The sequence below is a fragment of the Nocardia rhizosphaerihabitans genome (assembly GCF_014646295.1).
GTDB lineage: Bacteria > Actinomycetota > Actinomycetes > Mycobacteriales > Mycobacteriaceae > Nocardia > Nocardia rhizosphaerihabitans.
On record NZ_BMNE01000001.1, the window covers coordinates 115,853 to 140,958 of the forward strand.

At 64.6% G+C, this 25,106-nt stretch carries 17 protein-coding genes and 1 tRNA gene; 12 read left to right on the forward strand and 6 right to left on the reverse strand.

Annotation, left to right across the window (positions count from 1 at the left end; all coding sequences use genetic code 11):
• Nucleotides 1-360: 360 nt before the first annotated feature.
• The 6 genes from IEY60_RS00540 to IEY60_RS00565 all read left to right on the forward strand — a co-directional run bounded on the left by IEY60_RS00540 (nucleotide 361) and on the right by IEY60_RS00565 (nucleotide 8,196).
• The gene (locus IEY60_RS00540) at nucleotides 361-750 is read left to right on the forward strand and encodes a hypothetical protein (protein WP_189022626.1); all 390 of its coding nucleotides are present in this window, start codon (nucleotides 361-363) and stop codon (nucleotides 748-750) included.
• A complete protein-coding gene (locus tag IEY60_RS00545; RefSeq protein ID WP_189022627.1) occupies nucleotides 743-1,345 on the forward strand; it encodes a hypothetical protein in 603 nt (200 codons plus the stop codon). The genes IEY60_RS00540 and IEY60_RS00545 overlap by 8 nt, the downstream gene beginning before the upstream one ends.
• Entirely contained in the window at nucleotides 1,346-6,760 is a 5,415-nt protein-coding gene (locus tag IEY60_RS00550) for a putative T7SS-secreted protein (protein ID WP_189022628.1), read from the forward strand. It begins immediately after the preceding gene.
• Nucleotides 6,761-6,763: 3 nt separating this feature from the next.
• Nucleotides 6,764-7,045: a DUF6881 domain-containing protein gene (locus IEY60_RS00555; protein WP_189022629.1), complete on the forward strand. Its 282-nt coding sequence runs from the start codon at nucleotides 6,764-6,766 to the stop codon at nucleotides 7,043-7,045.
• Between the two features lie 140 nt (nucleotides 7,046-7,185).
• Nucleotides 7,186-7,572, forward strand: coding sequence for a ribonucleotide-diphosphate reductase subunit beta (locus tag IEY60_RS00560; protein ID WP_229739452.1), 387 nt, complete (start codon nucleotides 7,186-7,188; stop codon nucleotides 7,570-7,572).
• Nucleotides 7,573-7,635: 63 nt separating this feature from the next.
• Nucleotides 7,636-8,196, forward strand: coding sequence for a hypothetical protein (locus IEY60_RS00565; RefSeq protein ID WP_189022630.1), 561 nt, complete (start codon nucleotides 7,636-7,638; stop codon nucleotides 8,194-8,196).
• Here the strand turns inward: IEY60_RS00565 and IEY60_RS00570 are convergent.
• A complete protein-coding gene (locus IEY60_RS00570; RefSeq protein WP_189022631.1) occupies nucleotides 8,193-8,660 on the reverse strand; it encodes a hypothetical protein in 468 nt (155 codons plus the stop codon). The genes IEY60_RS00565 and IEY60_RS00570 overlap by 4 nt on opposite strands.
• Nucleotides 8,661-9,950: 1,290 nt before the next feature.
• Between IEY60_RS00570 and IEY60_RS00575 the strand changes: the two genes are divergently transcribed.
• Nucleotides 9,951-10,298 (forward strand): histone-like nucleoid-structuring protein Lsr2, encoded by a 348-nt coding sequence (locus IEY60_RS00575; RefSeq protein ID WP_189022633.1) that lies wholly within the window; start codon nucleotides 9,951-9,953, stop codon nucleotides 10,296-10,298.
• Nucleotides 10,299-13,157: 2,859 nt separating this feature from the next.
• The gene (locus IEY60_RS36440) at nucleotides 13,158-13,946 is read left to right on the forward strand and encodes a 5-methylcytosine restriction system specificity protein McrC (protein ID WP_189022635.1); all 789 of its coding nucleotides are present in this window, start codon (nucleotides 13,158-13,160) and stop codon (nucleotides 13,944-13,946) included.
• A gap of 17 nt (nucleotides 13,947-13,963) precedes the next feature.
• Here IEY60_RS36440 and IEY60_RS00585 read toward each other — a convergent pair whose 3' ends face one another.
• Nucleotides 13,964-14,167: a hypothetical protein gene (locus tag IEY60_RS00585; protein ID WP_189022637.1), complete on the reverse strand. Its 204-nt coding sequence runs from the start codon at nucleotides 14,165-14,167 to the stop codon at nucleotides 13,964-13,966.
• 189 nt (nucleotides 14,168-14,356) lie between these two features.
• Here IEY60_RS00585 and IEY60_RS00590 point away from each other — a divergent pair, with 189 nt between their 5' ends.
• A complete protein-coding gene (locus IEY60_RS00590) occupies nucleotides 14,357-17,170 on the forward strand; it encodes an ankyrin repeat domain-containing protein (protein WP_189022639.1) in 2,814 nt (937 codons plus the stop codon).
• Between the two features lie 575 nt (nucleotides 17,171-17,745).
• Nucleotides 17,746-18,285, forward strand: a complete 540-nt coding sequence (locus IEY60_RS00595; RefSeq protein ID WP_189022640.1) for a hypothetical protein — start codon at nucleotides 17,746-17,748, stop codon at nucleotides 18,283-18,285.
• A gap of 420 nt (nucleotides 18,286-18,705) precedes the next feature.
• Here IEY60_RS00595 and IEY60_RS36160 read toward each other — a convergent pair whose 3' ends face one another.
• Complete coding sequence (locus IEY60_RS36160) at nucleotides 18,706-18,840, reverse strand: hypothetical protein (RefSeq protein WP_268241447.1); 135 nt, start codon at nucleotides 18,838-18,840, stop codon at nucleotides 18,706-18,708.
• A gap of 974 nt (nucleotides 18,841-19,814) precedes the next feature.
• On the opposite strand from IEY60_RS36160, the gene IEY60_RS00600 reads away from it, so the two are divergent.
• Entirely contained in the window at nucleotides 19,815-21,557 is a 1,743-nt protein-coding gene (locus IEY60_RS00600) for a recombinase family protein (protein ID WP_189022642.1), read from the forward strand.
• Here IEY60_RS00600 and IEY60_RS00605 read toward each other — a convergent pair.
• The 3 genes from IEY60_RS00605 to IEY60_RS00615 all read right to left on the reverse strand — a co-directional run bounded on the left by IEY60_RS00605 (nucleotide 21,536) and on the right by IEY60_RS00615 (nucleotide 23,889).
• Nucleotides 21,536-21,623, reverse strand: a tRNA-Leu gene (locus IEY60_RS00605). The genes IEY60_RS00600 and IEY60_RS00605 overlap by 22 nt on opposite strands.
• A 418-nt stretch (nucleotides 21,624-22,041) precedes the next feature.
• Nucleotides 22,042-23,316 (reverse strand): glycosyltransferase 87 family protein, encoded by a 1,275-nt coding sequence (locus IEY60_RS00610; protein ID WP_229739454.1) that lies wholly within the window; start codon nucleotides 23,314-23,316, stop codon nucleotides 22,042-22,044.
• Between the two features lie 141 nt (nucleotides 23,317-23,457).
• Entirely contained in the window at nucleotides 23,458-23,889 is a 432-nt protein-coding gene (locus IEY60_RS00615; RefSeq protein ID WP_189022644.1) for a MarR family winged helix-turn-helix transcriptional regulator, read from the reverse strand.
• 57 nt (nucleotides 23,890-23,946) lie between these two features.
• On the opposite strand from IEY60_RS00615, the gene IEY60_RS00620 reads away from it, so the two are divergent.
• Nucleotides 23,947-24,966: a hypothetical protein gene (locus IEY60_RS00620; protein WP_189022646.1), complete on the forward strand. Its 1,020-nt coding sequence runs from the start codon at nucleotides 23,947-23,949 to the stop codon at nucleotides 24,964-24,966.
• The last annotated feature ends 140 nt before the right edge of the window (nucleotides 24,967-25,106 follow it).

Sequence of the window (25,106 nt, forward strand, 5' to 3'; positions counted from 1 at the left end):
CGGCCATGTCGGTACCTCGTCCATGGTGAAGCCGTCGATGGTCACCGGGCAGAGGAGAACAACGTGGCCGATTCAGCCCGTGCCCTCCTTGCCCGACTGTTGTCGCGTTAAGCCTGTTCGAAGAGAAGTCGGCTGCTATACCCGACAGCACGTCAGCGGACAGATCGGCCAGCAGCTCGGAGACACGAACCCCCGACGGTGATGCCGACGTGCTGCAGCGGCCATCCGAGAAGGTTTCCCGACTCCGAGATCGACTGCGGTGAATCTGCCAATGGCCCGTCTTTTGCCCCCAGTGGAACCAGAGCCCCGGGTTCGATAGCTTGTATCGCTGAAGGGTGTCCGAGGGGAGGGGGAACAGGCATGCCCGAGGTCGAGGTTGACTCTGCACGGTTGCGGTCGGAGATCGCCGCGTTCTACGCCGGGTTTGGAGCGCCGAGCGAGCTGACGGCGGCGTTCGAGTCCTCGGCGCTGCTGGTGCCGCTGACCGGCCCGGAAGACCGGGTATTCACCCTGGAATCCGGTGGCATCGCCTGGTTGTGCGCGTTCACCGGAATTCCCGAATACGCGCGGTTCATGACCGCGCGGGGAGTGGTCGCCGACCAGGAGTACCGGTTCCACACCTTCCTCGGCCGCCGCCTGCGAGAGTTCGCGGCCGCCCAACCGGAGCCGACCGGTGTCGCGGTGGACATGCTCGGCGCCCACCCGATGACCTTCCCGCCGGACGTGTCCGAAGACCCGGCCGATGTCTGATCTGAATGTCGATCCCGCCCTGCTGACCCAGGCCGCGAACGGGATCACCGGCATCATCGACGAACTCTCCGACCTCGGCGTCGGCGAAACCGGCGCCGTCGGGCGTGGCTTCTCCCAGTTGGCGATGTCGGCGATGGAAGCCGGAAAAGCCAACGTGCAGACCACCTTCGAGACTTTCACCGAACGCTGGTCCTGGGGTATCAGAGCGCTGGTGCAGTCCGGCAACGAGATCGCCAAGATCCTGGATCTGTCGGCAGGCCGCTACTACCTGATCGATCAGCAGGCCTCCAACGCGCTCAAGCAGGCCTTCACCCACCTCGCCGGGAACCCGCACGCGAGCAAAGAAGACATCGAGAAGATGGACTGGGGCCAGGTGCTGTCCAACAACACCTGGAACCTCGCCGCGCAGCCCAACTACAGCGCGTCCTCGTTCGGCGACGCGTTCTCCCATATCGGTGACAACGTGTCGACGTTGGGATCGGCAGGTCAGTACCTACTCGAGAATCCGGACAAGGCCTACAGCCTCGACACCGGCGTGGCCGCCCATGTCGCCGAGATCAAGCAATCACAGCAACCTGGCGGGGGAACGCAGTAGATGGGCATCGGGGACTTCCTCAACAGTGTCGGTGACGCGATCGAAGACGGTGTCGAGTCGGCGACCGAGAAGGTCGGGCAGGCCTACAACACCGTCCTGGACGCGGAGTCGAAAGTCGCGAAAGCTGTTGGCGCCGACGGCTTGTCGGAATGGCTCGACGATCTGGGCGACAAGGTCGTCGACGCCACCGGCGGCGCGGTGCCGGAGAAAGAACTCGGCCAGACCACCGATCCCAAAGAACTGATCCGCGGCGATGTCGGCAAGATCAACGAGGTCACCGGACATCTGGGCAAGATCGGCACCGCGATCGAACAAACCGGTGACGCGCTGCGCAAGATCGACACCGCCGACTGGACCGGTGAAGCCGCGACAGCGTTCGACGAGGAGTTCGCCAAGCAGCCGAAACTGTGGTGGGACGGCGCCGACGCGATGGGCAAGGCCAAGACCGCGCTGGACGCGTGGGCCCACGAGGTCAGCGCCGCCCAAGCCAAGGCCGCCGACGCGATCGCGAAGTGGGAGCAAGCCGACCGGGAGGAACGCGACCGCAAGAACGCGTGGAACGCACTGTCCGACGACGACCGCAAGGGCAAGAACCTCACCGACACCTGGACCGACATCCGCAACGCCGCGAAAGCGATCCTGACCGGCGCCCGCACCCAACGCGACAACGCCGCCGATACGGCGGTGGCCGCGATCAGCGCCGCGACCGCGACCGCCCCGACCGAACCACCGTTCCTCTCCCGCTGGGGCTCGAATTTCGAAGACCTGAACGCGGCGATAGACCAGGCGCGGCTGAACTTCAGTACCGGGTTGTTGACCTCGCTGACCGGGATGGTCCAGTTCGTCCGCTCGATCTCTCCGATCGACGCCTACAACATCACCCACCCTGCCGAGTACATGTCGAGCATGTCGGACCTGGGCACCGGCATGGTGCTGGCCGCGGCCGACCCGAAAGCGACCGGGGCGGCGATGCTGGCGGGGTTCAAAACGAACCCGTCCGAAGCATTAGGCGCGCTTACCGGCGACGCGTTGTTGACCGTGGCGACCGGTGGTGCGGGTGGTGCGGCCAAGGCGGGTGCGACTGTCGTCGACAAGGCATCCGACGCCGCCCGCCTCGGCAATGCGGGCCGCAACGTCGTCGACGACGCGGCCGGGGCTGCCGGGAGAAACGTCCCCGACACACCCGGCACCCCGGCCTCACACCAAACTCCGGACAACCCGGCCGCGCCAACGACGAATCCCGCAGCGCACAACGGTGATTCACCCGCCACCAACCCAGCAGGCGCCACACCGGACTCCCCACGCTCGGACCTGCTGGACGGAGATTCGGCCCCGGCAACCAATGGCCTCCACAACGGCGAGGCAGGGCCGAATCCCGACGCGGGCTCGCCGGATTCACCCCAAGCTCTAGACCCGGATTCACCCACGCCGCAAGATAATTCACCCGACACCGCGCCTGCCACGAAACCGGACGGCGCAGATGACGCTCCCTCTGGTCGCCCGAGCCCCGAAAGCGATGGAGCGAACCCGAACCCGGCAGCGACATCACCTGACGTCCATTCCTCCGACACCCACGACAACACACCGGACAACCACGACGGCGATAACAGCCCGGGGAACGGAGACTCCGGCAAGCCGGGTCCGCACCATGACGGCGCCGACGACAACGCCGACCGGACCCAGCCAGGTAGTCGAAACGACGACGAGGGCAACTCAGCTGGCCAACCCGACAACAACAGTAGGCCCGAGCTACGATCCGACCACGACAACGGCGGGAACGGTGAGCCCAGCGCGAGCGAGGCAGCCCAGAAGAACCCGCCTGAGACCGACTCGACCCGCGACCAGACATGCGAAGGCGGCGATCCGGTAAATATCGCGACCGGCGAATTCCTGCTCCCGGTCACAGACCTCGACCTGCCTGGCATCCTCCGGCTGGCTCTCAAGCGTGCCCACCATTCCAACTATCGGTTCGGTCGATGGTTCGGCCCCTCATGGTCGGCCACCCTCGACATGCGTGTTGTCGTCGAATCCGACTGTGTAACCGTCGTCTTCGAAGACGGCATGCTCTTGGCCTACCCACACGCCGAGGTAGGTGTCGGTGTCGAGCCGATCACCGGTGGTCAGCGCTGGAAACTGACCCGTACCGACCTGGGCGGCTACCGGTTGTGGGATCCGGATCGAGAACTGGTGTGGCACTTCGCACCCGAGCCCGTTCTCAAAGGGCTGGATAACCTCCTCGGAAACTATGCGATCTCGGCGATCACCGACAGGCACAACAACCGGATCAGATTCCACTACAACAGCAACGGCGATCCCACTACCGTCACCCACTCCGGTGGCTACCGCGTAGTTCTGGATTCAGCCGACGGCCGAGTCACTGCAATCTCGGTGGCTGGCGAGGTGGACGGGATCGAATCCATCACCCGTGTACGCGAATTCGGCTACGAACGCGGCGAGTTGACAACGGTCACCAACGGTGTCGGCGGCATCACCCGTTTCGTCTACGACGACCACCATCGGATGCTGTCGTGGACCGATTCCAACGGTATTTGGGTTGCCAACACCTACGACCAATCTGGTCGTGTTGTCGCGCAGCGCGGCACCGACGGAATCATGGATGCCGACTTCGAGTACCTCGAACTCGGCAACGGCACAGGCCGTCTCACCCGCCACACCAACTCCCGCGGTGGCGTCACCGGCTACGGATTCGACAACGACCTACGCCTTCGCGATGTCCGCGCCCCGGACGGCGGACATCGCCACATCGATTACAACGCCGCCAGAAAGCCCCTCAACGTCACCGAACCCGACGGTGCTGTCACCACCTACCAATACACGCCCGAGGGCGAGATCGCCAAGATCACCCGCCCTGACGGCACCAACATCAGCGTCGACTACGCCTACACCAACCGCCCCGCCATCATCACCAACCCCGACGGCACGAGCATCCACCGCGAGTGGGACAAAGACGGCAACCTCCGCGCGCTCACCGACGCTGCCGGAGCCCGCACCCAGTACACCTACAGCGCATGTGGTGCGACAACCGAAATCCGCGATCCAGACGGCGCGGTAACTCGCATCCAAGTCGACCCCACCGGGCTACCCGCCGCGGTGACCGACCCTCACGGTACAACCACCAAGATCTGCCGCGATCCGTTCGGTCGGCCCGCCAAGGTCACCGACGCGCTAGGTCACACCACTGTCTACGAGTGGACTCCGGAGGGTCGACTTTCCCGGCGCGTCGATCCGGACGGATTCGCCGAAACCTGGACCTACGACGGTGAGAACAACCTCCTCACCCACACCGACCGCAACGGTGGCATCACCCGCTACACCTACAGCGGCTTCGACAATGTGGCCTCCCGTACCGGCCCCGACGGGGCAACCACCCATTACCTGCACAACACCGAACGTCAGCTGGTCGCCGTCATCAATCCCCTGGGCCAGCGATGGTCCTACGAATACGACACCTTCGGGCGCCTGATCGCCGAGACCGACTACACCGGCGCGACCACCACCTACACCCACACCATCACCGGCCGGGTCGCCACCGTCACACCCGCCACCGGAATCACCCGCCGCCACAGCTATGACACCCTCGGTCATCTCACCACTGTCACAGCCGACACCGGCGAATACATCCACTACACCCGCGACGGGGCGGGCCGTGTCCTCACCGCCAGCAACGGAAACTCCGAATCCCGGATCCACACACTCGAATACACCTACACACCCACCGGCCTCGTCGCCACCCAAACACGCGACCACGGGCCGGCCCTGCGCAACGACTACGACCGCCGCGGCCGCCGGATCCGACGCACCACCCCCGCCGGCAATGTCACGACCTGGCACCACAACACCCTCGGCCAGACCACCGCACTCGACGCCGACGGCCACGCGATTTCCTTCACGCACGACCGTGCGGGCCGCCTGACGCAATGGCGTATCGGCGAAGTCCAGATCGAACGTACCTTCACCAGAAACGGCAACATTGCCGCCCAACACGCCACCGGATTCCCCGCCGCACAGTTCTCCCTGGACTTCGGCGAGAACCCCGACATCCGCCCCGCCCCGTTCACGATCCGCCACGACGACTACACCTACCGTGCCGACGGCTACCTCACCGACCACACCATCCAGCGTCCCGACACCACCCCGGTTCACGACAGCTTCGGGCTGGACCGAATCGGCCAAGTCACCACCATCACCCGCGACCGCCTCGTCGCCGACGCCTACGAATACGACGCACTCAGCAACATCACCGCCCGCCGGACACCCGGTTCAGCCGTCGACGACGAGCAGCACACCGGGACCGAGAGCCGCGAATACCACAACAACCTCCTCGTCCGCGACGGACGCAATCACTACTACTACGACGCGTCCGGGCGCCTCATCCGCAAAGTCACCACCCGACTTTCCCGCAAACCGGCGGTATGGCACTACCGATACAACGCCTTCGACCAACTCACCGACGTCTACACCCCCGATGGCCAGTGGTGGCAGTACACATACGACGCTGCCAACCGGCGCACAGCCAAGTATCGACTGAACAGTCGAGGCGAACGCCTCACCCACACCACCTTCGAGTACGACGGTTCTCACCTCATCGAAGAATCCAGCGGTGACCGCACAATCAGTTGGCAGTACCTGCCCGCCACACACATCCCGATCCTGCAGATCGAAGGATCGCCTGGCTCGACCGTCTCGAACCCCTGCGCGGTCCTGACCGACATATCCGGGATTCCCCACCACCTCGTCGATCCCAGTACCGGCCGAAGTCTCGCCACGGGTTCGGTCGATCTGTGGGGCAACACCTCCTGGAAGGGCGACTGCTCGACGCCGATCCGGTTCCCCGGCCAGTACCACGACCCCGAGACCTCGCTGCACTACAACATCCACCGATACTTCGACCCGAACCAGGGCCGGTACCTCACACCAGACCCACTGGGTCTGTCGCCAGCACCGAATCAATACGGATACCCGCACAACCCGATCCGCTGGTGCGACCCACTCGGACTGGCACCCGACGAATGCACAGGCGGAAACCAAAACGCCCCGTCGACCCAACCCCCGGATGAACCGCCCCGGACTTTGTATCACTACACCAACCAGGAAGGTCACGACGGGATCCTTGACAGTCAAGAACTGCGGCCGTCTCTGCGCGAACAGAACCCCAAAGACGCCCGCTACGGCGACGGCCAATACTTGACCGACGTCCAACCAGGCACGCGCACACTCGGCCAGCTTTCCTATGACTTCCTCCGAGTACCCTGGGCTGGACAGAAATTCACACACTTCTTGGAAATCGACGTCACCGGACTCGAAGTCGTGCAAGGAAGACCCGGGGTCTTCGTTGTCCCCAACAGCGGCCCACTCGATCTCGCCGGGCGAATCATCCGATCAGGAAGGAACTAGGACATGAGGTATGTGAAGGTCACCTGGCACCACGATTTCACCGACGAACCGACAGTGTTCTTCCATGAAGTCGGTGAAGACAACTGGGAAACTCGGCGTGTTCAGCTGTATCGCGACGGCCGCGCGGAGTGGGCAGACGAAAGCCGAGACACCCCCACCGTCGGACTGGCCGAAATAGAAATAGCACCGATCCAGGAAATAGCATCGCAACCAGAGTTCGACGCGGAAGAAATCTCCAAGCGCGAGTTCGAAACGCAATGGTCTGCTGCCCGCAACCAGTCCTAGTAGCAGCAGGGAGCCCGTGGCTAGCTGACGTAAGCACTGCCAGGCATCGTTCGGACCCAAAGGCAAGCTAGGATGGCACGGACCCGAAAGACGCCGAGGTATGGGACCGCCTGACCGGCAACTTCTGGCTGCCTGAGAAGGTGCCGGTGTCCAACGACATCCCGTCCTGGGAGTCGTTCACCGCCGACGAAAAGCAGCTCACCATGCGGGTCTTCACTGGCTTGACCCTGCCCGCCACCCATCCAAGGCACCGTCGGCGCGGTCGCGCTGTTCCCCGACGCGGTAACCACACAGAGGAGGCGGTGCTCAACATCGCGTTCGTGGAGTCGGTGCACGCCAAGAGCTACAGCTCGATCTTGTGCTCCACCAAGGAGATCGACGAGACGTTCCGCTGGTCGGACGAAAACAGCCGACGCTTGGAGATGACCACCAGTAGATCGTCGTACCGTCAACCGCCTGCGATCGACAGCAGGAAGTCCAGGCCATCGACGTTGTCGCGCGGTTCGACAGCAGCAACTGCAAGTTGAAGAGATACGTCGAAAGCCGCAGTAAGAGCTTCAGTTCCGTGGTGATGCTGGCAGGCTGTGGGTATGGCGCCGAATCCTGATAGGTACTTGGTTAGCAACGGGACAGCCGATCGCGTCTCCCTCTTCTATGACGGACGGGTGAAGGTCTGGTCTCGCTTCCATCTGTGGGAGATCCTCGAATCGGGTCGGCACAATGCGTTGGGCGAGTTCGTACGGATCGGAGTCGGACGTGAGCTTCAGGTGGCGGCACCTACAGGCGCTCGCCAACAACCGCACTTTGTCGCTACGACGGACCCATCCCTCGGTAGCGCCGAGGCGGCCACGATCGCTGCAGACAACGGAACGTTCGTGATCCTGCATCACGATGGCTCGATCACTGTCGGGAACGACGGCCGCGATATTGAGGAGACCTTCAACGCCGGCCGTGAAAGCCTTGCGGGCGGCAAGTCCGGTCGCGGCGGCTCTGTGATGATCTTCTTTGTTGGAAGGTATCGCCGGAAGGCGGTCCGTGCCAGCCACTTCCAAGTCGAAATACCTGAGGACAGGCCGCGCGGCCGCGGGCTCTACCCCGGCGAATACGAGATCCTTGAAGGCAAGATCGGCCCGCGTCCACCAACTGGCTAACCTCGGGATATCAATCGATCGAACCGACCGATGCGACATGAGACGCCCGTAGCCAGGTCGGCAAGCGCGTCAGCAGCTTCCGACAACGGCCGACGGTAGGATTCCGCTCCCGGATCGGATCCCGGCAGCTGTTTGCCGATGTTGTAGTCCTCGGCGTTCTCGGACCGGTCGTGATTGGCACCGCTCTGGCGGGTCAGTGCGGCCATCTTTGGCCAGGACATCGGTCGCTTTGCCGGACGTGACAAGAGCTTCGATACCCGAGGCCCAGTAGCCCTGGCCCACAGTGTGCCGCTGTTGTCGTTTCCGCTCATCAAGGTCGCGTCGTGAATCGCCTTGTACGTGTTGGTTAATGCGGTCGTCGCGATCCGGCTGGCGAGACTGTAGGCGCCGGCCAGGTCGTAGAAGGCCTCTGGATCGACGTCGAGTTCTGCCAGGATGGTCAGCCCCGCAGTTCGAGCCACCACCCACAGGAGCCCGACGGTGAGGCGGGGTAGACCACTGCGGCCCCTCGAGTCGCCAGCAAGACGACGAGAGCATCACCGAAACCATAGCCTGAGGACAGATGTGCGTTCTCGAAGACACTTCGCACGCGAACTCGGCCTCCACTCGAACAGCCACCATAGGCTCATGCCCGCTCGCGGGGAGCACGCTGGGATCGGAGGAAGGGTTCGACCATGGCAGGGCTCATCCCCGCTCGCGCGGGGAGCACATTTCGCCACATGGGTTACTACAGACCACCCGGGGCTCATCCCCGCTCGCGCGGGGAGCACAGACCGCCCGCCATAGTTCTGGCTACGATCGCGGGCTCATCCCCGCTTGCGCGGGGAGCACATCTCAGCGAGGCGCTGCGCCACGTAATCCATGGGCTCATCCCCGCTCGCGCGGGGAGCACACTAACTCACCTGCGGGTTTGCACGCCAAACACCCGATTTACATTCACTTTCCACCGACCACCATCAGCCTCCAACATAGTTCAGCCCTTCCGCCACCTCACTGCAGATCCCGCAGCTGCCAACCACCTGCATCTCGTCAGGTTCGCTGGTCTGTCGGATGCTGCGAGGACTCAGACTGTCCATCGCCCGCAGACAACGGCCAAGCCATTGGGCCAGGGCCCAGCGGATCCTGGTGTGAGGGCGCTTTGGAATTGCACGCGAGTGAAGCTTGCATGATCCTCCTCGCGGACATCGAGCGGCAAAGTTGCCTAGCCGACCTGTACTGGCTTCGGACCACGGGACGAGCGAGCCCGGACCAAGGTGGTCCGGCGCCGACTCGACCGCGGCGGCCAGCCGCATGCGCACCGCGGCGAAGTCGGCCAGCCCGGTATCGAGGCTGGCCAGCGCATGGGTACCGATATCGGAGCGGGTAGCGGCCGCCAGCGTTGCCCACCTGTCGAGTCCGGCCCACTGCCGCAGCGGGACTTGAGGAATCGAGAAAGTACACGATCCACTCGCACTCGCGGGCGACCGGGCACCTGATAGATGCGTTGCCAGCGGCGAGGAATGGGCCATTGTGCGTTACGAACGTCCGACTCGGGCACTGGCGGCAAGGCCACCCGAGACAGGTACACGTGATCGGTCCAGAATGCGGTGCGCTATCGCCTACCTTGATGGGCGACCGGCTCCCCTATGGTGCAAAGATCACCGAAAGCGAGCTTTACGCACGAAATTTGGTCATGGCATAGTCAAACAAGCGCAGGCTTCCCAGAAACCGGGCGGCAGCGTTGGCCAATTCATCGAGCAGACAGGACAAGCCGCATGGCACGCAAAGTGGTAGTCAACATCGTCGACGACATCGACGGCACCACACCCGCTACCGAAACGGTCACCTTCGGCGTCGATGGCGCCCTCTACGAAATCGACCTCTCCGACAACAACGCAGCCAAGCTGCGTGACACCATGGAGCAGTGGGTCCCACACGCCCGCAAAACCGGCCGCACGGCCAAATCCACCAGCCGAACCATTCCATCCCCGGCCAAGCCTGCGCGAAACCGCAACGATCTCACCGCGATCCGCACCTGGGCCGCAGAAAACGGCCACAAAGTTTCCGCGCGCGGCCGCATCGCCGCCGAGATCGTCGACGCCTACAACGAGGCGGTCGCCTGACCGACCTGCTCGTGCCCGGACAATCCGGGCACGAGCAGCAGGGCACGGATCCAGCGGTGGTGGCACCCGTCGGTGTGCCAAGTCCTCGACGACAGCTACTCGAACGAGACCCGACACCCTGTCACCGATCGACAGAACATCGGCTTCGTCGCGCCGAAACACTCAACCCTGACTTCCATGAGGAAGGAAGGAGCTCGCGCGTTGCGCGCGGTAGATATCACCGACTCGCGGGTGATCAAGGACTTATAGCGACTCCGTCATCCCAACCGTTATGTTCGAGCGCACGATCAGGACGGCCGAACGTCAGGCACCGAAGGACCCAGTCGAAGGCTTCGCCGTCGGCATTTCCACGGTGTAGTCGGAACCCTTGACCTGATCGGGTGAAGTGTGGGAGCTACCGCAGAAGCCGCTGAGCTGGTAACGACCTGGAGCCAGACCCCAGCGGACAGGACGCACGGTACTGCCTGGACCCGCTGAACCGGCGCCGATCACCGCAAAACACACCCCCACTTAATGTGTGGGCCGAGTTCAAGCAGACACGGTGATGTGAAGGTGCGCACGAGTCCGCTCATCAGCCCCTTACCGTGTGCTGACTACCGCCTCAATTTTGTCGCCAATCGTTTTATTTCGCGGCGCTGGGCAGCCAGCACCGCGGTCAGCATCTCTTCGGCGGCTCCAGGAGGAAGTCCAGCTATCACCTTACTGGCAGCCCCAGGTTCCATGTCAGCGACCAATTCCGCAGCAATTGCTGGCCGCTGTGCAGCCAGCGCGGCGGTGGCGGCCGTTGAGTGTCGCCCCACAGCAGGGACTCGGCCGACGCCGCCATCGGATGAGCTCGCAGGGTCACGGCTCGGCTGTACCCGGTTGAACTCTGCTCGACTCCAAGCTTCGATCCACTGATGTTCGTCGAGCCACGGCTCGCTTTGAGCCCGCGCCCCGTGCATCGAATACGAACGCAGGACCATCACTTTCACGAGACCTCGGTACATGCCAATCACGATCCATCCCCTGGAAACGACGCCCCGAAGCCAACAAACTGCTCCAACTACTACGCGACCCCGACCGCGGGTTCGACGCCGTCGTCATCGGCGAACGCGGCAGTTTCAGCCCCAAACCGAGCTCAACATGCAAAGTCACTGCAGCACAGGCGGTTCAGAGCACGCCTGCGGCCACCGATTAGCAAGCGTGTTGGAGCTCATCGAGCCCGCGCAGGGTTCAGTTGGCGAAATTGGAACAGGCCGACCAGTCATGGGCGGCAGATTCCCGAAGGCGAGTGGCTGACCCGGCTATGGCTGGCGCCCCTACCCACTCAATCGGCCGTGCCGCGCCCAAATCGTTCGATGAGGGCGGGCCCGGGATGATCGACGATGCGGGACCGTTGCGCCGGACCGAGATGCAGCACCACCGCGACCGGCCCACGGAGGCCAATGGTCGGCCTCCTCAGCTGACTGAGTCAGTGACTGTCGGATTGTTCGACACCAGCCGATAGTCGAATCATGATTAGATGCACATATCTATACCCCTTACTACCATTTGCGCGCTCGGTACCCCGACCGTTTCCAGCTGAGCCTGTGCCGGACGCAGGCTTCGCTGAAATACGAACCTGCCCGGCATCACCGCATTCCTCCAGGTTTGACACCAACGCATCCCGGGGGCTAGCGACCCGAACAGCCAGCTCCCACCTTGCCCCGGCCATCAGCGCCACACCGCACGCTGGCCCGGCGGTACCACTACGCAGCTATCGTTGCCGACGCAGACAGGCGGTCGCCGTCACCACCGTGAGTGATTGTCAGAGCGATCAGCCAGCGAGGAAGACGAGCGCCTGACCCGTGCGCACCATAGGCATCGCGCACCACATTTCCTATCCCGATTGGCGTCGGCACGTCGGTCGCACTCGTCGACTCGCTGCCCCGCGCGGACCAGATTGGCGAACGGCCGAGGATACCCTATCTGGTTGGTAAGCAACGCCGCACAGGTTCACAAGTGAGCGAGGACGCGGGCGCGGCAACCGCAAAAAAGTTAGCTGCCTGATTGCTGTGCACTGAATTTCCCCCGCGTGTCGTACTCCGACACGCCGACGGCCGGGCGACTTCAAGGCGAGCGTCTACATGCACTCACCCGAGTATCGGGCAGTCCGTGAAGCGGTCTTGTAGAGAACACCGGGTGGCCACAAGACCACGCCGCATCGCCGCAAGGTCAGCCCGGAGGGAGAGACGCGAATCCGCTGGTAGACCACTTCTGCGGACGATGTCGAGCGCGTTCCGTTTGTGACCGTTTATGTGACCGTTTTGAGGCTGACGACCCGGTATCCACGATGATCTCCAGTGACGGCAGCGGCCCCGCCTCGGATGTCTCCGACGCGGGGCCGCAAGCGAAAAGAGCTGCTACGAGCTACTTTTCAAGCACTCGACACCACTACTTCTGCGCGGCCTTGAACTCGCGACGGCGGCGGTGCAGGATCGGCTCGATCTACCGCGACGGCCGCATCCTCGAGATCCGACCCCGGCTGGGCATCGAGACGATCGCAGCATGGGCAGGTGCGGCGTTGAACGTGCGCATCGTCCCCGATTCGGCCGAACACGGCCCCTCCCCCGGTTTCGTCGCTGAACTCCTCGCCGCCGCCTGGCGTGCCACCGTCACCAGCGCCGCACTCCACGGGCCACCAGCACTCCGTGCACCAGTGCGTCACGTATCACCCCACGTACGTGGCCGTTTGGACATACCGGCGACACTGGCGTTGAGGTCGACGCGCAGCCCCAATGTGGTCTCGACGAGCCGGCCCAAACAACTCGACAACCTAGTCGCTTCGACGATCGTGCTCGCCGACCGTGTGCTCGATCGCGCGCTGCGCCGCACAGGATGGCGTGGGCAACGCATCGACGAACTGCTGCCGCAACTCAAAGCCGCCATCGGCAGCCGGCCCGCCCTCCCCACTCAACGCAGTCTCGCCCGCGTCCGATACACCCCGACAACGCTGCCCTTCGCGGCGCCGCCGAACTGTCATGGCGCATCGCACGCCATCGCGGTCTGCTCGCAAACGCCGCCGACCACACCGACAGCGGGCTCCTTATCGACGTCGCCGAACTATGGGAACTATTCGTCCTGCACTGCGCCCGCCGCGTTTTCGGCTCAGCACACGTTACTCACGGCACCCGGCTCACTAACTCGGGCGCACTCCTGCGCGCCATCGACAACCCCGCCCGCACACTAGGACGGCTCTACCCCGACCTCGTCATCGGCCCACTGCACCACCCGTGGGCAATCGTCGACGCCAAGTACAAGCGCCTGATCGACCCTGTCGGTGTCGTTCGTGAAGACCTCTACCAGATCAACGCCCACCTGGGCACCCACACCAGCGCACCCCTCCCGCTGGGCATGCTGGCCTACGTCGAATTCCCCGGACAGCCACTACCTCGCGAGCAGAAAGACTCGGCCCATGGACCACCACCATCGGCCACCCAGTCAGATTCCAACGCCTGCCGGTCACCGAAGACGGCTGCGTTGCAGCACTACAGCAGCTGGTTCGGCGTCCACCCCACCATGCGCCGCGCTGACAAATCCTGCTGCCAAGTCCTATCCGCAGCGGCAAGCTCCCGAAGCCCTGTCGGGCACGACGTCGCAAGATGGGCAACGATCTTGTTCAAATGACAATGGCGAGCGAGAGCCTACGACGGGTCGAGCTTCTCTTCTCTGGCGGTGTCAGCCGGGAACTCGGAAGGGTTTTTGATCGCTGCGATCAGGTCGCGGGCTGCGTGTACGACCGGAAGGCAGGCGCGCAGCAGGTCGGCCACGGCGGCGGGGATCTGGGCGGCGTTCTGCAGGATGAGCACGATGACGGCGAGGAGTGCGATGATTTCGACGGCGTTCATGCTGGTAAGCGTTGTTCCGGAGGGGAATTCGGTGCATCCGGTGCGGCCAAGTCCCCGCTCGACCCCAGGATGGAGGCTATGGGCAGGCCTGGTCTGCCGAACGTCACCGAACGCCGACCGGGTAGATCGAGGGGAACATTGGTAGCCGACCCGCACGATATCCACAGTCGCGAGGATCTGCAGCACGCGATGGTCGAGCTCTACACCACCGCAGGGCTCAGCTACATGAAGCTGAGCGGGCGTCCGGGAGTCACCGCCTCTTCCAACACGATCAACGACTGGATCCACGGCAAGTCCTTCCCTCAGTGGGGGAACCTGTCCCCGGTCCTGCGGGCCTGGGGTATCACCGACGACGACCTGACTGCATGGAAGGACGCGCACAAACGCGCCGACAAGGATGCCCGTCTCCGGCCAGGGCTGCCACTGGAGGACGTGCGCGATGCGTACGCGCTGGAGGTGCACGTGCCGATCACCGTCACCGCCGCCGATGATGCTGCGATGGCGTTGCCGCCGTATGTGCGTCGCGCCCACGACAATCGGCTCGCCGAGGTGGTGGAACGGGCGTTGGCGGGCAGCAGCGGGACCGCTGTGCTGCTCGCGGATTCGTCGACCGGGAAGACCCGCGCACTGTGGGAAGCGCTGGAGCCGCTACGAGCTCGGGGCGGCTGGTGGCTGTGGCATCCCTCGCCGCATCGTCCAGAAGAACTTCGCGAGCAGCTGGACCGGGTAGGACCGCGGACGGTGGTGTGGCTCAACGAGACTCAACGCTACTTTTCGCCCTTGGACGAGCAGGCCCGCGGCCGACTCGCCGAGCATCTGCAGACCGTACTAACCAACACACGCCGGGCACCGATCCTCGTCCTGGGATCCCTGTGGCGCGAGCACTACCGCACGTTGTGTTCCGACGGCACCAGCTCGGCGACCCGCGCACTGCTCGAACCGGCCACGGTCACCCTGCCCGAGAACTTCGCCGGCGCCGATATGGACGCTATGCGGGCCGCTGCTGGGCAGGACCCGCGCCTGAAGATGGCAGTCGATAGGGCAGAGAACGGCACGATCGCCCAATACCTGGCCGGGGGCCCGGAATTGGTCCACTACTACGACAAGCAGGCGAGCGCGCCGGAGCGGGCGGTGATCGAGGCCGCGATAGACCTGGTGCGTATGGGCCACCCAAACGCTCTACCGTTCGCTCTGCTGCACGACATCGCCGCCGGCTATATCGACGACATCACCTGGGACACCCTCGACGACAACTGGTTCGAAGCTGCCCTGACCGAGACCGGCCGCAAACGCAGAGGCGCGCGCGGGGCTGTCACCCCCATCGGGGCCCGCCCGCTGGACTCACGCGCCTCTCAAGCACGCGGCAGTCGGGGACATGGCCGCAGATTCACCGCCGGTCCTGGACAGCCGACGTATCAGCTGGCCGACTTCCTCGACCAGCACGGCCGACGTACCCGCTCGCAGAAAACTCCGCCGTGGATGTTCTGGGACGCTGCCGCCGTGCATGCTGACCCTGACCATCAGCACATCCTCGCTCGCTCCGGCTGGGATCGAGGGCTCTACCGCGAAGCCGCTCAACTGTGGAAAAACGCCACCAGCCGCGGTCATAGCGCCGCAGCAAGCAGCCTCGTCACAGAGTTGTTTCCCCTGTTTCCTGCTGAACACCACCCGCTCAACTGGGCCATAACCCACATCACTCTCGACGACCCGCACGGGGTGGCCGACCTGCTGGAAAAGTTGCAGCAGTCGGGGGCCGACATCCAGGCACTCGCACTGGCTGACCGCGCCGCCGCGCATATCGCCCTCGACGAACCGGACGAGCTGGGATTGCTGCTGGAACGATTGCAACGGTTGGGGCTCGACGCGCAGGTACTAGTGCTGGCTGACCGTGCCGCTGCGCACATCGCCCTCGACAACCCATCCGCGGTGGCGTCGCTGCTGGCATGGATGAAGGTGGTGGGGGCCGACGTCCAGGCACTGACGCTAGCAGACCGCGCCGCCGCGCACACCGCCCTCGACCATCCGCACGAGGCGGCCTTGCTGCCGGAACAGTTGCGGCAGGACAACCTGCGTGCGATGGCTGACTTGCTGGAGCAGTTGCAGCATTCGGGGGCCGACATCCCGGCACTGGCCGACCACGCCGCTACGCACGTCGTCCTCGACAACCCGCGGGGAGTGGCCTTTCTGCTGGGACAGTTACATGTATCCAAGGCCCACGGTCAGGCACTAGCGCTGGCTGACCGCGCCGCTGCGCACGTCGCCCTCGACAAGCCGGGCGAGGTTGCTTATCTGCTCGAATTCATGCGGCTGTCAGGGGCCGATGTCCAGGCACTGACGCTGGCTGACCGCGCCGCTGCGCACGTCGCCCTTGACCGCCCGAGCGAAGTGGCCTTGCTGCTGAGACAACTGCTGGATTCGGGGGCCGACGTCCAGGCACTGACCCTGGCCAACCGCGCCGTGCACATCGCCCTCGACCATCCCCGTGGGCTGTCCGACCTGTTGGAGCAGATGCGGCGATCGGAAGCCCACTCCCAGGCGCTGACGCTGGCCGGCCGCGCCGCTGCGCACGTCGCCCTCGACAGCGCTCGCGAGGTGGCCTCGCTGCTGGAACAATTGCGGCAGATGGGGGCCGACGTCCAGGCACTGACGCTGGCTGACCGCGCCGCTGCGCACGTCGCCCTTGACCACCCGAGCGAAGTGGCCTTGCTGCTGAGACAACTGCTGCAGTCAGGGGCCAACGCCCAAGCGCTGGCGCTGACCGACCGCGCCGCTGTGCACATCGCCCTCGACAATCCGGCCGGGCTAGCCTTCCTGCTGGATAAGCTGCATGCGTACGGAGCCCATGTTCAGGCAAAGGCGCTGGCCGGACGCCTACCAGCGGTGGGGATGTATTCGTTGTTCATAGAATATGCACCTTATTTGGACAAGCGATTCATGTTCGGTCGTGAACCGGATGACGACCTCACTCCTGCAGAGGCCTGGTCGTGGACCGACCTTGAGTAGCGGCCGATGTAGATGTCGTTGCCGGCTTCTGCAGGTGAATTCCTTACTCTCGCTTTCCTATTGACTGGTCATAAGCCCACCGGCAGGGATCCCTGGTAGCCCAAACCGCGCCGTGTGGCAGGCCAGCTGACGCGCCCTGTGGCAGGCCAGCTGACAGCAGTTCGTCGACATCGGCCTCGCGGCGGGTGAGCCTGCGCTGGGCCGGCTTGGATGAGTCGGTGATGGTGTCGCGTTCGGCGCCACGGGATCATCGCCGAGACCCGGTTGTCTGCGATGCCGCTCGCATCGGGAGTCCGCACCAACACCGGAACCGGATGCAGGCTCAGCGAGGATCGCCTCGCCACGGTCGCCCTGGTATCGACGGTTCCCCCGCTCCGACAACACCGATCGAAAGGGACTAAGCGACCGAAGCCCGAATGCCGCGTCGCTGGCCGCACGGCACCCCTTCGATCAGCGTGGTCAGAGACGACAGAAATGCGTCGGTACGTCGTTCTACGATCACCCACACCCAGCCGGTACTCCGGCCCAGTCTGACAGCGCCACCACCGGCCACACACACGAAGGACGCAGCTGACGTGGCGATCATCAACAACGCCTTCAACAACGACGAGTCCCGATTCAGCCGCCTCCTCAACACCATCGCCCACCTGATTCTGTACGGACTCGCAGCAATCGCGGCGGCACGCATAGCCACCTACTTCGGCTACACAGGCACCCTCATCGAGCTCACAATCCTGCTCGGCAACCTCGTGCTGTTCATCGGGCTGATGCACAACGACTTCCGGCGCCTGTGCGTGCAGTGCATGCGCGAGGTACCCGCCGACGCCGGTCAACGCGCCGATCGACGACAGTGGCTGCTGTGGATGCGACATGCCGTGACCACCACCCCTCGTATGGTGGTGGCATTGCTGATACTCAGCGTGCCGGTGTACCTCGTCCACGTCGTCGGTCTGCCGCGAGTGGTGTCGCTGCCGGTCGACGCACTCTGGGCGACCTTTATGTACTCAGTCTGGTTACATCACAAGCTGCGTCCGTGGTGCCCGTACTGCCGCGACTGGGACCAGGACGGTGAACGCGAACCATCACCTGACCCGGTCACGAAGGCAGCGTTGTAAACCTGCCGCAGGACCCGGATATCGATCGCCCGATCATCCTCATCGGCGCGAATCCGAAGCGGCCCGCAGGTCTTGTTGAGCGACGAAGGTGTCGCGAGTACGGCGGCCACAACGACCTGCCCGCAAAGGATCCGCTCCGCTCGCTAGCCGACGGCTGGCCAAATGAACTCCAGCCCTGGCGACCGGTACGGAATACTGATCGCTGGTCAGGCCACCGGCCGACGCCCCCGTCGGGTGCGTTCAGTCTGCCGATCCACCACCCTGACCCGCCTCGCCCGACAGCCAGAGCGCCGAATATCCTTTGCTCACAACGAGTTCGGGCTTTCGTCATCGGGTAGTCGGCCGCGCAGAGGCTGAGAGTCCTTGAAGCGAAGGCGATCCGCTCGGCGACCTGGGTGCGGCTCAGGTAGACCGCTGCCATCAGCGCCTCACGATCCACAAGACAGTCGCGAGTACGACGATCGCGGCCCAGATGACCCAGTAGCCCACCTGCGCACCAACCACGGCCAGGACAGCCGCGGCGACGGCGAACACGACGATTTGAGTTGTTCGCACAGGGCGGTGTCTCCTTCATCGTTGTCCTGCAGAGCGAGTCGACGACGGCCGGGGTGCCCTCTCCCCCAGGCCCTTCGATCACTGTGCCTTCAGGCTATCTCTGTTCCTTCCTGCTCCGCTCCGAACGAGACCAGCCCACACCGCCACCGGATACGCACCTGAAACCGACACACAACAAACACACACTTTTGACCGGAATCGACGGGAATGAGAACAGGCCAGCGCGATGCATACATGAAATATGTTGACTACCAGCATTATTGGGAACGGCTAAGTAGCTTCCGAGGAACTGGAACCGGCGCCAGGTGGTTGCAGGTTCTAACCCGTCGGCCCAACATAGCTGTTCCGAGACTTGTCTAGATCGTCGTTGTCCAGTTCAGGCGTCGTCGTGAGCGGGGGGCGCCATGATTGCCGGAACCCCGCACGAGTCTGACGGTGTGACTATTGCGGACCGAGATCCTAGGCCGGTTGTGTATGTTCGCCTGCGCGGCAATAGGATTCTTGCCGCTCAGACCGAGCCTGACATCACTTCGTGACCAGCCAGAAGATCATGCACGCCTATACTCGGTAGCGGAAGAGCCATTGATCGGGACCCATCACAGAGGTACCCCATGGACTCTTCCCGATTCTCTGCCTCCCCCGGCTCGAACTCCCTGCGGCTTTTTCGCCGGTCCCAGACCCCCACGGCAGGATTCGGTCGTGTAGCAGCGCCTACACCTGCACCGGCGCCGAACACCCCGACCAGAGCCAGCAGCCGCAAACAAGACATGAAGACTGCCGCGACCACGGCATGGCGTGATGTCGCGTGAGCGCGACGCGGGAGTGCCGGCGGAGCATGACCGGCGCCAGGTCGAGACGGCGTGCCCCAGCGAACCGCCCCCACTCACCCGGCCAGCGGTCCGTGCCCTTGTGCGCCTGCTGCGCCAAGCCAGACGCGGTCCCATATCGAAAGACCCTCACGACAAGGAGCTCTGATGACCGAGCAGGTCAACGAATGGGCCGTCCTAGACGACCTGTACGGCCTGGAAACCACCGACCTCGACCCCGTCGGCGAACAAGAACTGGCCTTCTACGGGCGCTGCAGCACCGAGGACAACCAGGACCCCGAAACCTCCTGCCAGTGGCAGCTCGGCAACGCCGAGAAGTTCGTCAGCGGACGAATCGTGAAGAGCTACTTCGACATCGGACAATCACGCTCGGTGCCATGGCATCGGCGCACCGAAGCCGCTAAACTCCTCGACGATCTTCGTGACCCTGGACGCGGCTGGGCCGGCATCGTGGTCGGTGAAGGTACTCGCTGCTGGTTCGGTAACCAGTTCAGCCTCGTCGCACCCCGCATCCACGCCTACGGGGTGTCGATCTGGGTGCCCGAACTCGGCGGCCGTTACGACCCCGACAATGTCACCCACACGATGATGATGAACATGCTCGGCGGGCTCAGTGAGTCCGAACGCCAGCATGTTCAGCAGCGCACCCGGGCGAGTATGAACGCCCAGGTCCTCAACGAGGGACGCCACCAGGGCGGGCGAGCACCCTACGGCTACCTCGTCGTCGACGGACCGCCACACCCCAACCCGAACAGGGCCGCCGACAACCTCAAACTCCGCATCCTGTCCCTCGATGCCGCTACGGCGCCTGTCGTGCAACGGATCTTCCGCCTCTACCTCGAGGGCCGAAGCGACAGAGCCATCGCGACCGAACTCAACCGCGAGAACATCCCGTGCCCATCCGCACACCGTCCCGAGCAGAACCGGCATCGTTCCGGTGACGGCTGGCAGGCCACGACAGTGGGGGCGATTCTGCAGAATCCCCGCTACACCGGTTACGCCGTCTTCGGACGCTGGACCAAGACCGAATTGCTGCTCGACCCTGACGATGTCGCCGCCGGCAACATCGTCAAGTTCAAACGCTCACCCGCGCAACGCATCGTCCGCTCCCGCAGGCCCGCGCACGCAGCGATCGTCTCCGTCGAAACCTTCACCCAGGCCACTCTCGAACGCAAGAAGCGCGCGGGGGCCGGTAACCGTGCCCGCAGCCGCCTCGAACGCACCAGACCTATCAACTCCGGCAACACCTACTTGTTCCGAGGTCGGGTCTACTGCGAGATCTGCAATCGCAAGATGCAGGGCGAGATGCTGCGGAAAGCGGTCTACTACCGGTGCCGGGCACGCACCCTCCCGCCCGGTAGTTCCGTCCGGGAAATCCACCCTCCGACGGTGAACCTGCGCGAAGCCGACATCATCGAACCTGTCGACGAGTGGCTGTCCACGCTGTTTCACCCCGAGCACCTCGACCGCACGATCGCTGTACTCCTCGCGGAACAAGACGACATCGACAGTGATACACGCCGGGCTTCGCTTCGCCGTCGTATCGAGCTCGCATCGACGCGGATCGAACGCCACCTCGCCGCGATCGAGGCGGGCGTCGACGCGCAGATGATTGTCGATGCGATGAACGCCGCCCAAGCCGACAAGGCCTCCGCGCAGGTCGAACTGAACAACCTGCCCACGCAGGAGCTGTTCAGCGAGACCGAGCTCCGCAAGCTCATCGAATCGCACGGCGATATCCGCTTGATCCTGGCTGGGGGCGCTCCTGAGAACAAGAAGGAGCTCTACAACGCAATCGAGCTCCAAGTGCGTTACGCGCACTTGGAGCATCGAATGATCATTACGACATCCCCTGTTGGGGATAGCGCTGGTGTCCGGAGGGGGACTTGAACCCCCACGCCCTAATACGGGCACTAGCACCTCAAGCTAGCGCGTCTGCCATTCCGCCACCCGGACTTGCTGGTGTGCCAAAAGATTATCCGACGCGGTGACGGAAACCAAATCGCCTAGGTGACCTGCTGTTTTGTTGTGGACATCGTGATGGTTCGATGCGGTGGGCATGTCCCACGGAGGGTCTCTCTCGGACTGTTCGGTGGGTCATCTCCGACCCGAGGAGCCTGGCGAGGGGTTGTGAGAGCGGGTGATGCTGAATGTGATCTTGGTCGCGCATGCCGGGTCGGCGGACTCGGTTGTCCCACAAGGCTGCTCCTGCAGCGCGGCAGTTTGCCGGTGCCATGGTGTTCGCGCCGCGCTGCGGACAGCAGTGAGTTGCGGCGGTACCGCGCACAGAGCTGCACGGGGGGCGGAGCTGCTCGGTTGCGCCCGAGGCGGACGTGCCGCCCCTGCCTACACCGCGATATACGGCCCTCCCCCGCTACGCAGCGCGGGCGGGCTCCTCGACCTTGGCGGGCTCCGCCGCCGTGCTCGGCGCAGGCCGACGGCCGGTGAGTAGGAAGAGGGCGACCAAGACTACGGCGAGCCAGACGTAGGTGTCACCGACGAGGTGTTGCCACCAGGCCCAGGAGGTCTCTCGGTGTTCGCCGTCGGGGAGGAAGCTGTGGGGGGCCATGACGAAGACGGCGGCGACGGCGACTGCCGTGGCGTACCAGCCGCGGGCGCTGCTCGCGGGGAGGGTGCGGGCGTGGCAGACGATGGCCAGGAGGGCGGGGGCGATCCAGACCCAGTGGTGGGACCACGAGATGGGCGAGAGCAGGAGGGTGAAGACCGCGTTGAGGGCCAGGGCGATCGCGGGGGCGTCGGCGGCCTTGCGCATGGCGGCGACGACGAGGGCCAGCAGGAGGGCGCCGAAGACGAGCCAGAGGGCGTCGAACGGGAGTCCGGTGATGTGCAGGCGGGCCAGGACGGCCTGGATGGACTGGTTGGTATGGAAGGCCGAGCCGCTCAGGCCGGAGACGTTGCCGAGGCCGCCGAACCAGTAGCGGGTGGACTCGCCGGGGAGCAGCGCGAACGAGGCGATCGTGGCGATCGCGCCGGTGGCGGCGGCGGTGGCGGCGGCCTTGTAGTCCTTGCGGACCAGGAAGAACAGGACGAACGCGGCGGGGGTCAGCTTGATCGCGGCAGCGAGGCCGATGAGCATGCCGCGCGGGTAGCGGGTCTTGAGGAGCAGGCAGTCGGTGGCGACGAGCACCATCAGCAGCAGGTTGACCTGGCCGAAGTCGATGGTCGATCGCACCGGTTCCAGCAGCAACGCCGCGGGCAGCGCGCACGCGGTCACCAGCAGCGCGGCCTGACGGTTGTCGCGGTGGTAGCGCCGGGCGACGAGGAACAGCGTCCAGCCGAGCGCGGCGATCGACGCCGCGACATAGAGGATCTTGGCCGCACCCCAGGACAGCAGCGCGAACGGCGCGAGCGCGATCGCGGCGAACGGCGGATAGATGAAGGGCAGGCCGATCCCGACGGAGGTCTTGGGCAGCTGGCCGTACATGTCTGCGCCGTCGCGCATGGCCTCGATGCCGAGGCGATACACCTGCAGGTCGATGAAACCATCGGAATACTGCTCGAACGGCCAGAGCGGGATGCGTACGCACGCGATCGATACAACGGTGAGCAACACCGGCACCAGCCACCATGCTCGATTGATCGGGCGTGGGGAATGCTGCTGCACAGGGTGGGTGGCGTCACTACTCATCCGCGGCGACTATACCGACTCACGTGCTATACCGCGTCATCGCCCGATCGCGGCGGTGACGTGCGCAATAGCCAGCCGGATGCCCGATCGTGCGTGGTCGCGGGGTTGCCGGGGCCGACCGTGGGGTCTGCGGGATGCCGGTCAGTCGCCGCGGTTGTAGCGAATGAGATAGGACGCCATCGCCTCGACATCGGCGTCGGTCCAGTCGGCGAATCGGGCGGTGAAGGCCTCCCGGCGGCGGCGCTCGGCCTCCTTGGCGACCACTCGGCCCGCCGCGGTGGCGTGCAGGATGTGGTTGCGCCGGTTGCCGGGATCGACCTCGCGTTCGAGGTAGCCGAGCTTCTCCAGGGCGCCGACCTGCCTGCTGACCGTCGATTTGTCGAGCAGGAACTGTTCGGCCAGGTCGGTGGCCTGGCATCCGCCTCGCTCGAGGACCAGGTCGAGGATGCTGTAGGCGACCAGGCTCAGCTCGGGGTGCAGTTCGGCGGCGCGGCCGCGGGCGCGCCGGGCGAAGGCGGTGAGCTCCCGCTGGATGGCGTCGACGGCGGCGGCTCTTGTGTGTCGCGCATTCATAGTTGTATGCTACAACAATTATAGTTGCATTTACCAACTGTTTGGAGATTCTCCTCGATGACTCGCCTCCAGCTCCGGCACGTCGCCGGGCATCTGCTGACTCCGTTGCTGATGTGCCTCGGGATGGCCTTCGCGTATCTCGGCGCGTTCCACCAGCCGACGCCGAACCATCTCGAGCTGGCCGTCGTCGGTGACTCCCCGGAGGCGATGGTGCTGGCGCAGACGATGAAGGACAAGGCCGGTGACGGCGTCGACATCATCACGGTGCCCACCCGCGAGGCGGCGATGGACGCGCTGGACAACCGCGATCTGGTCGCCGCATTCGTGCCCGACGCGCAGCGGCCCGAGCTGCTGGTCGCCACGGCGGGGTCCGATACCAGCGCGATGGCGGCCGAGGTGGTCTTCCGGCAGGTGTCCGATCATCAGGGCGTGCCGCTGGTCGTCACCGATGTGACCACGAAGGCGGGTGGCGATCCGACCGGGCAGGGGCTGTTCTTCCTGTTGGTCGCGTTGAGTGTCGGCGCCTACGGCAGTGTCGCGGTGATCGGCGCCGCGGGCGCGACCTTGCGGATGCGGGTGCGCGCGGCGGTCGGGGTGGTCACCGCGCTGGTGGTGAGCCTCATCGGCATCCTCGTCGCCGGACCGGTGTTCGGCGTGATCGACCACGGCTACGCCGCCGGGTTCGGTATCGCCTGGCTCTACAGCGCGGGCATCATCCTGATCGGCATCGGGTTGCACACCTTCCTGAAGCGCTGGACCACGCTCGCGCTCATCACGCTGTTCGTGATGCTGAACTTCACCACCTCGGGCGGTGTCTACGGGCCGCAGTTGCAGAACGGGTTCTTCGGCGCGCTGCACTCGTTCTGGAACGGCGCCGACTTCGTCGAGGGACTGCGCAGCCTGCTGTACTTCGACTCCGCTGCCGGTTTCGGGATGCGACTGCTCGGTCTGTTTGCCTGGCTGGCCGTCGGTGTGGTGCTGGTCGGGGTCGCGGGGCGGTACGAGGCCCGCTATGCGCCGACGCCGGTCGCGCCGGCCGCGGTCGAGGAGGAGATCGGGGAATCGGTCGCCGTCTGAGCCGGCGCCCCGGCGAATCCTCTTGCCGACCACCCGGATCCATTGTTCGGGACCTGGTCGCCGGGTTCGCCGGGGCGTTGCGTCGAAACAGTCGCGGTATCGCGTAGACGCGAGTACGGTGTAGCGCGCAACCGCGGCCA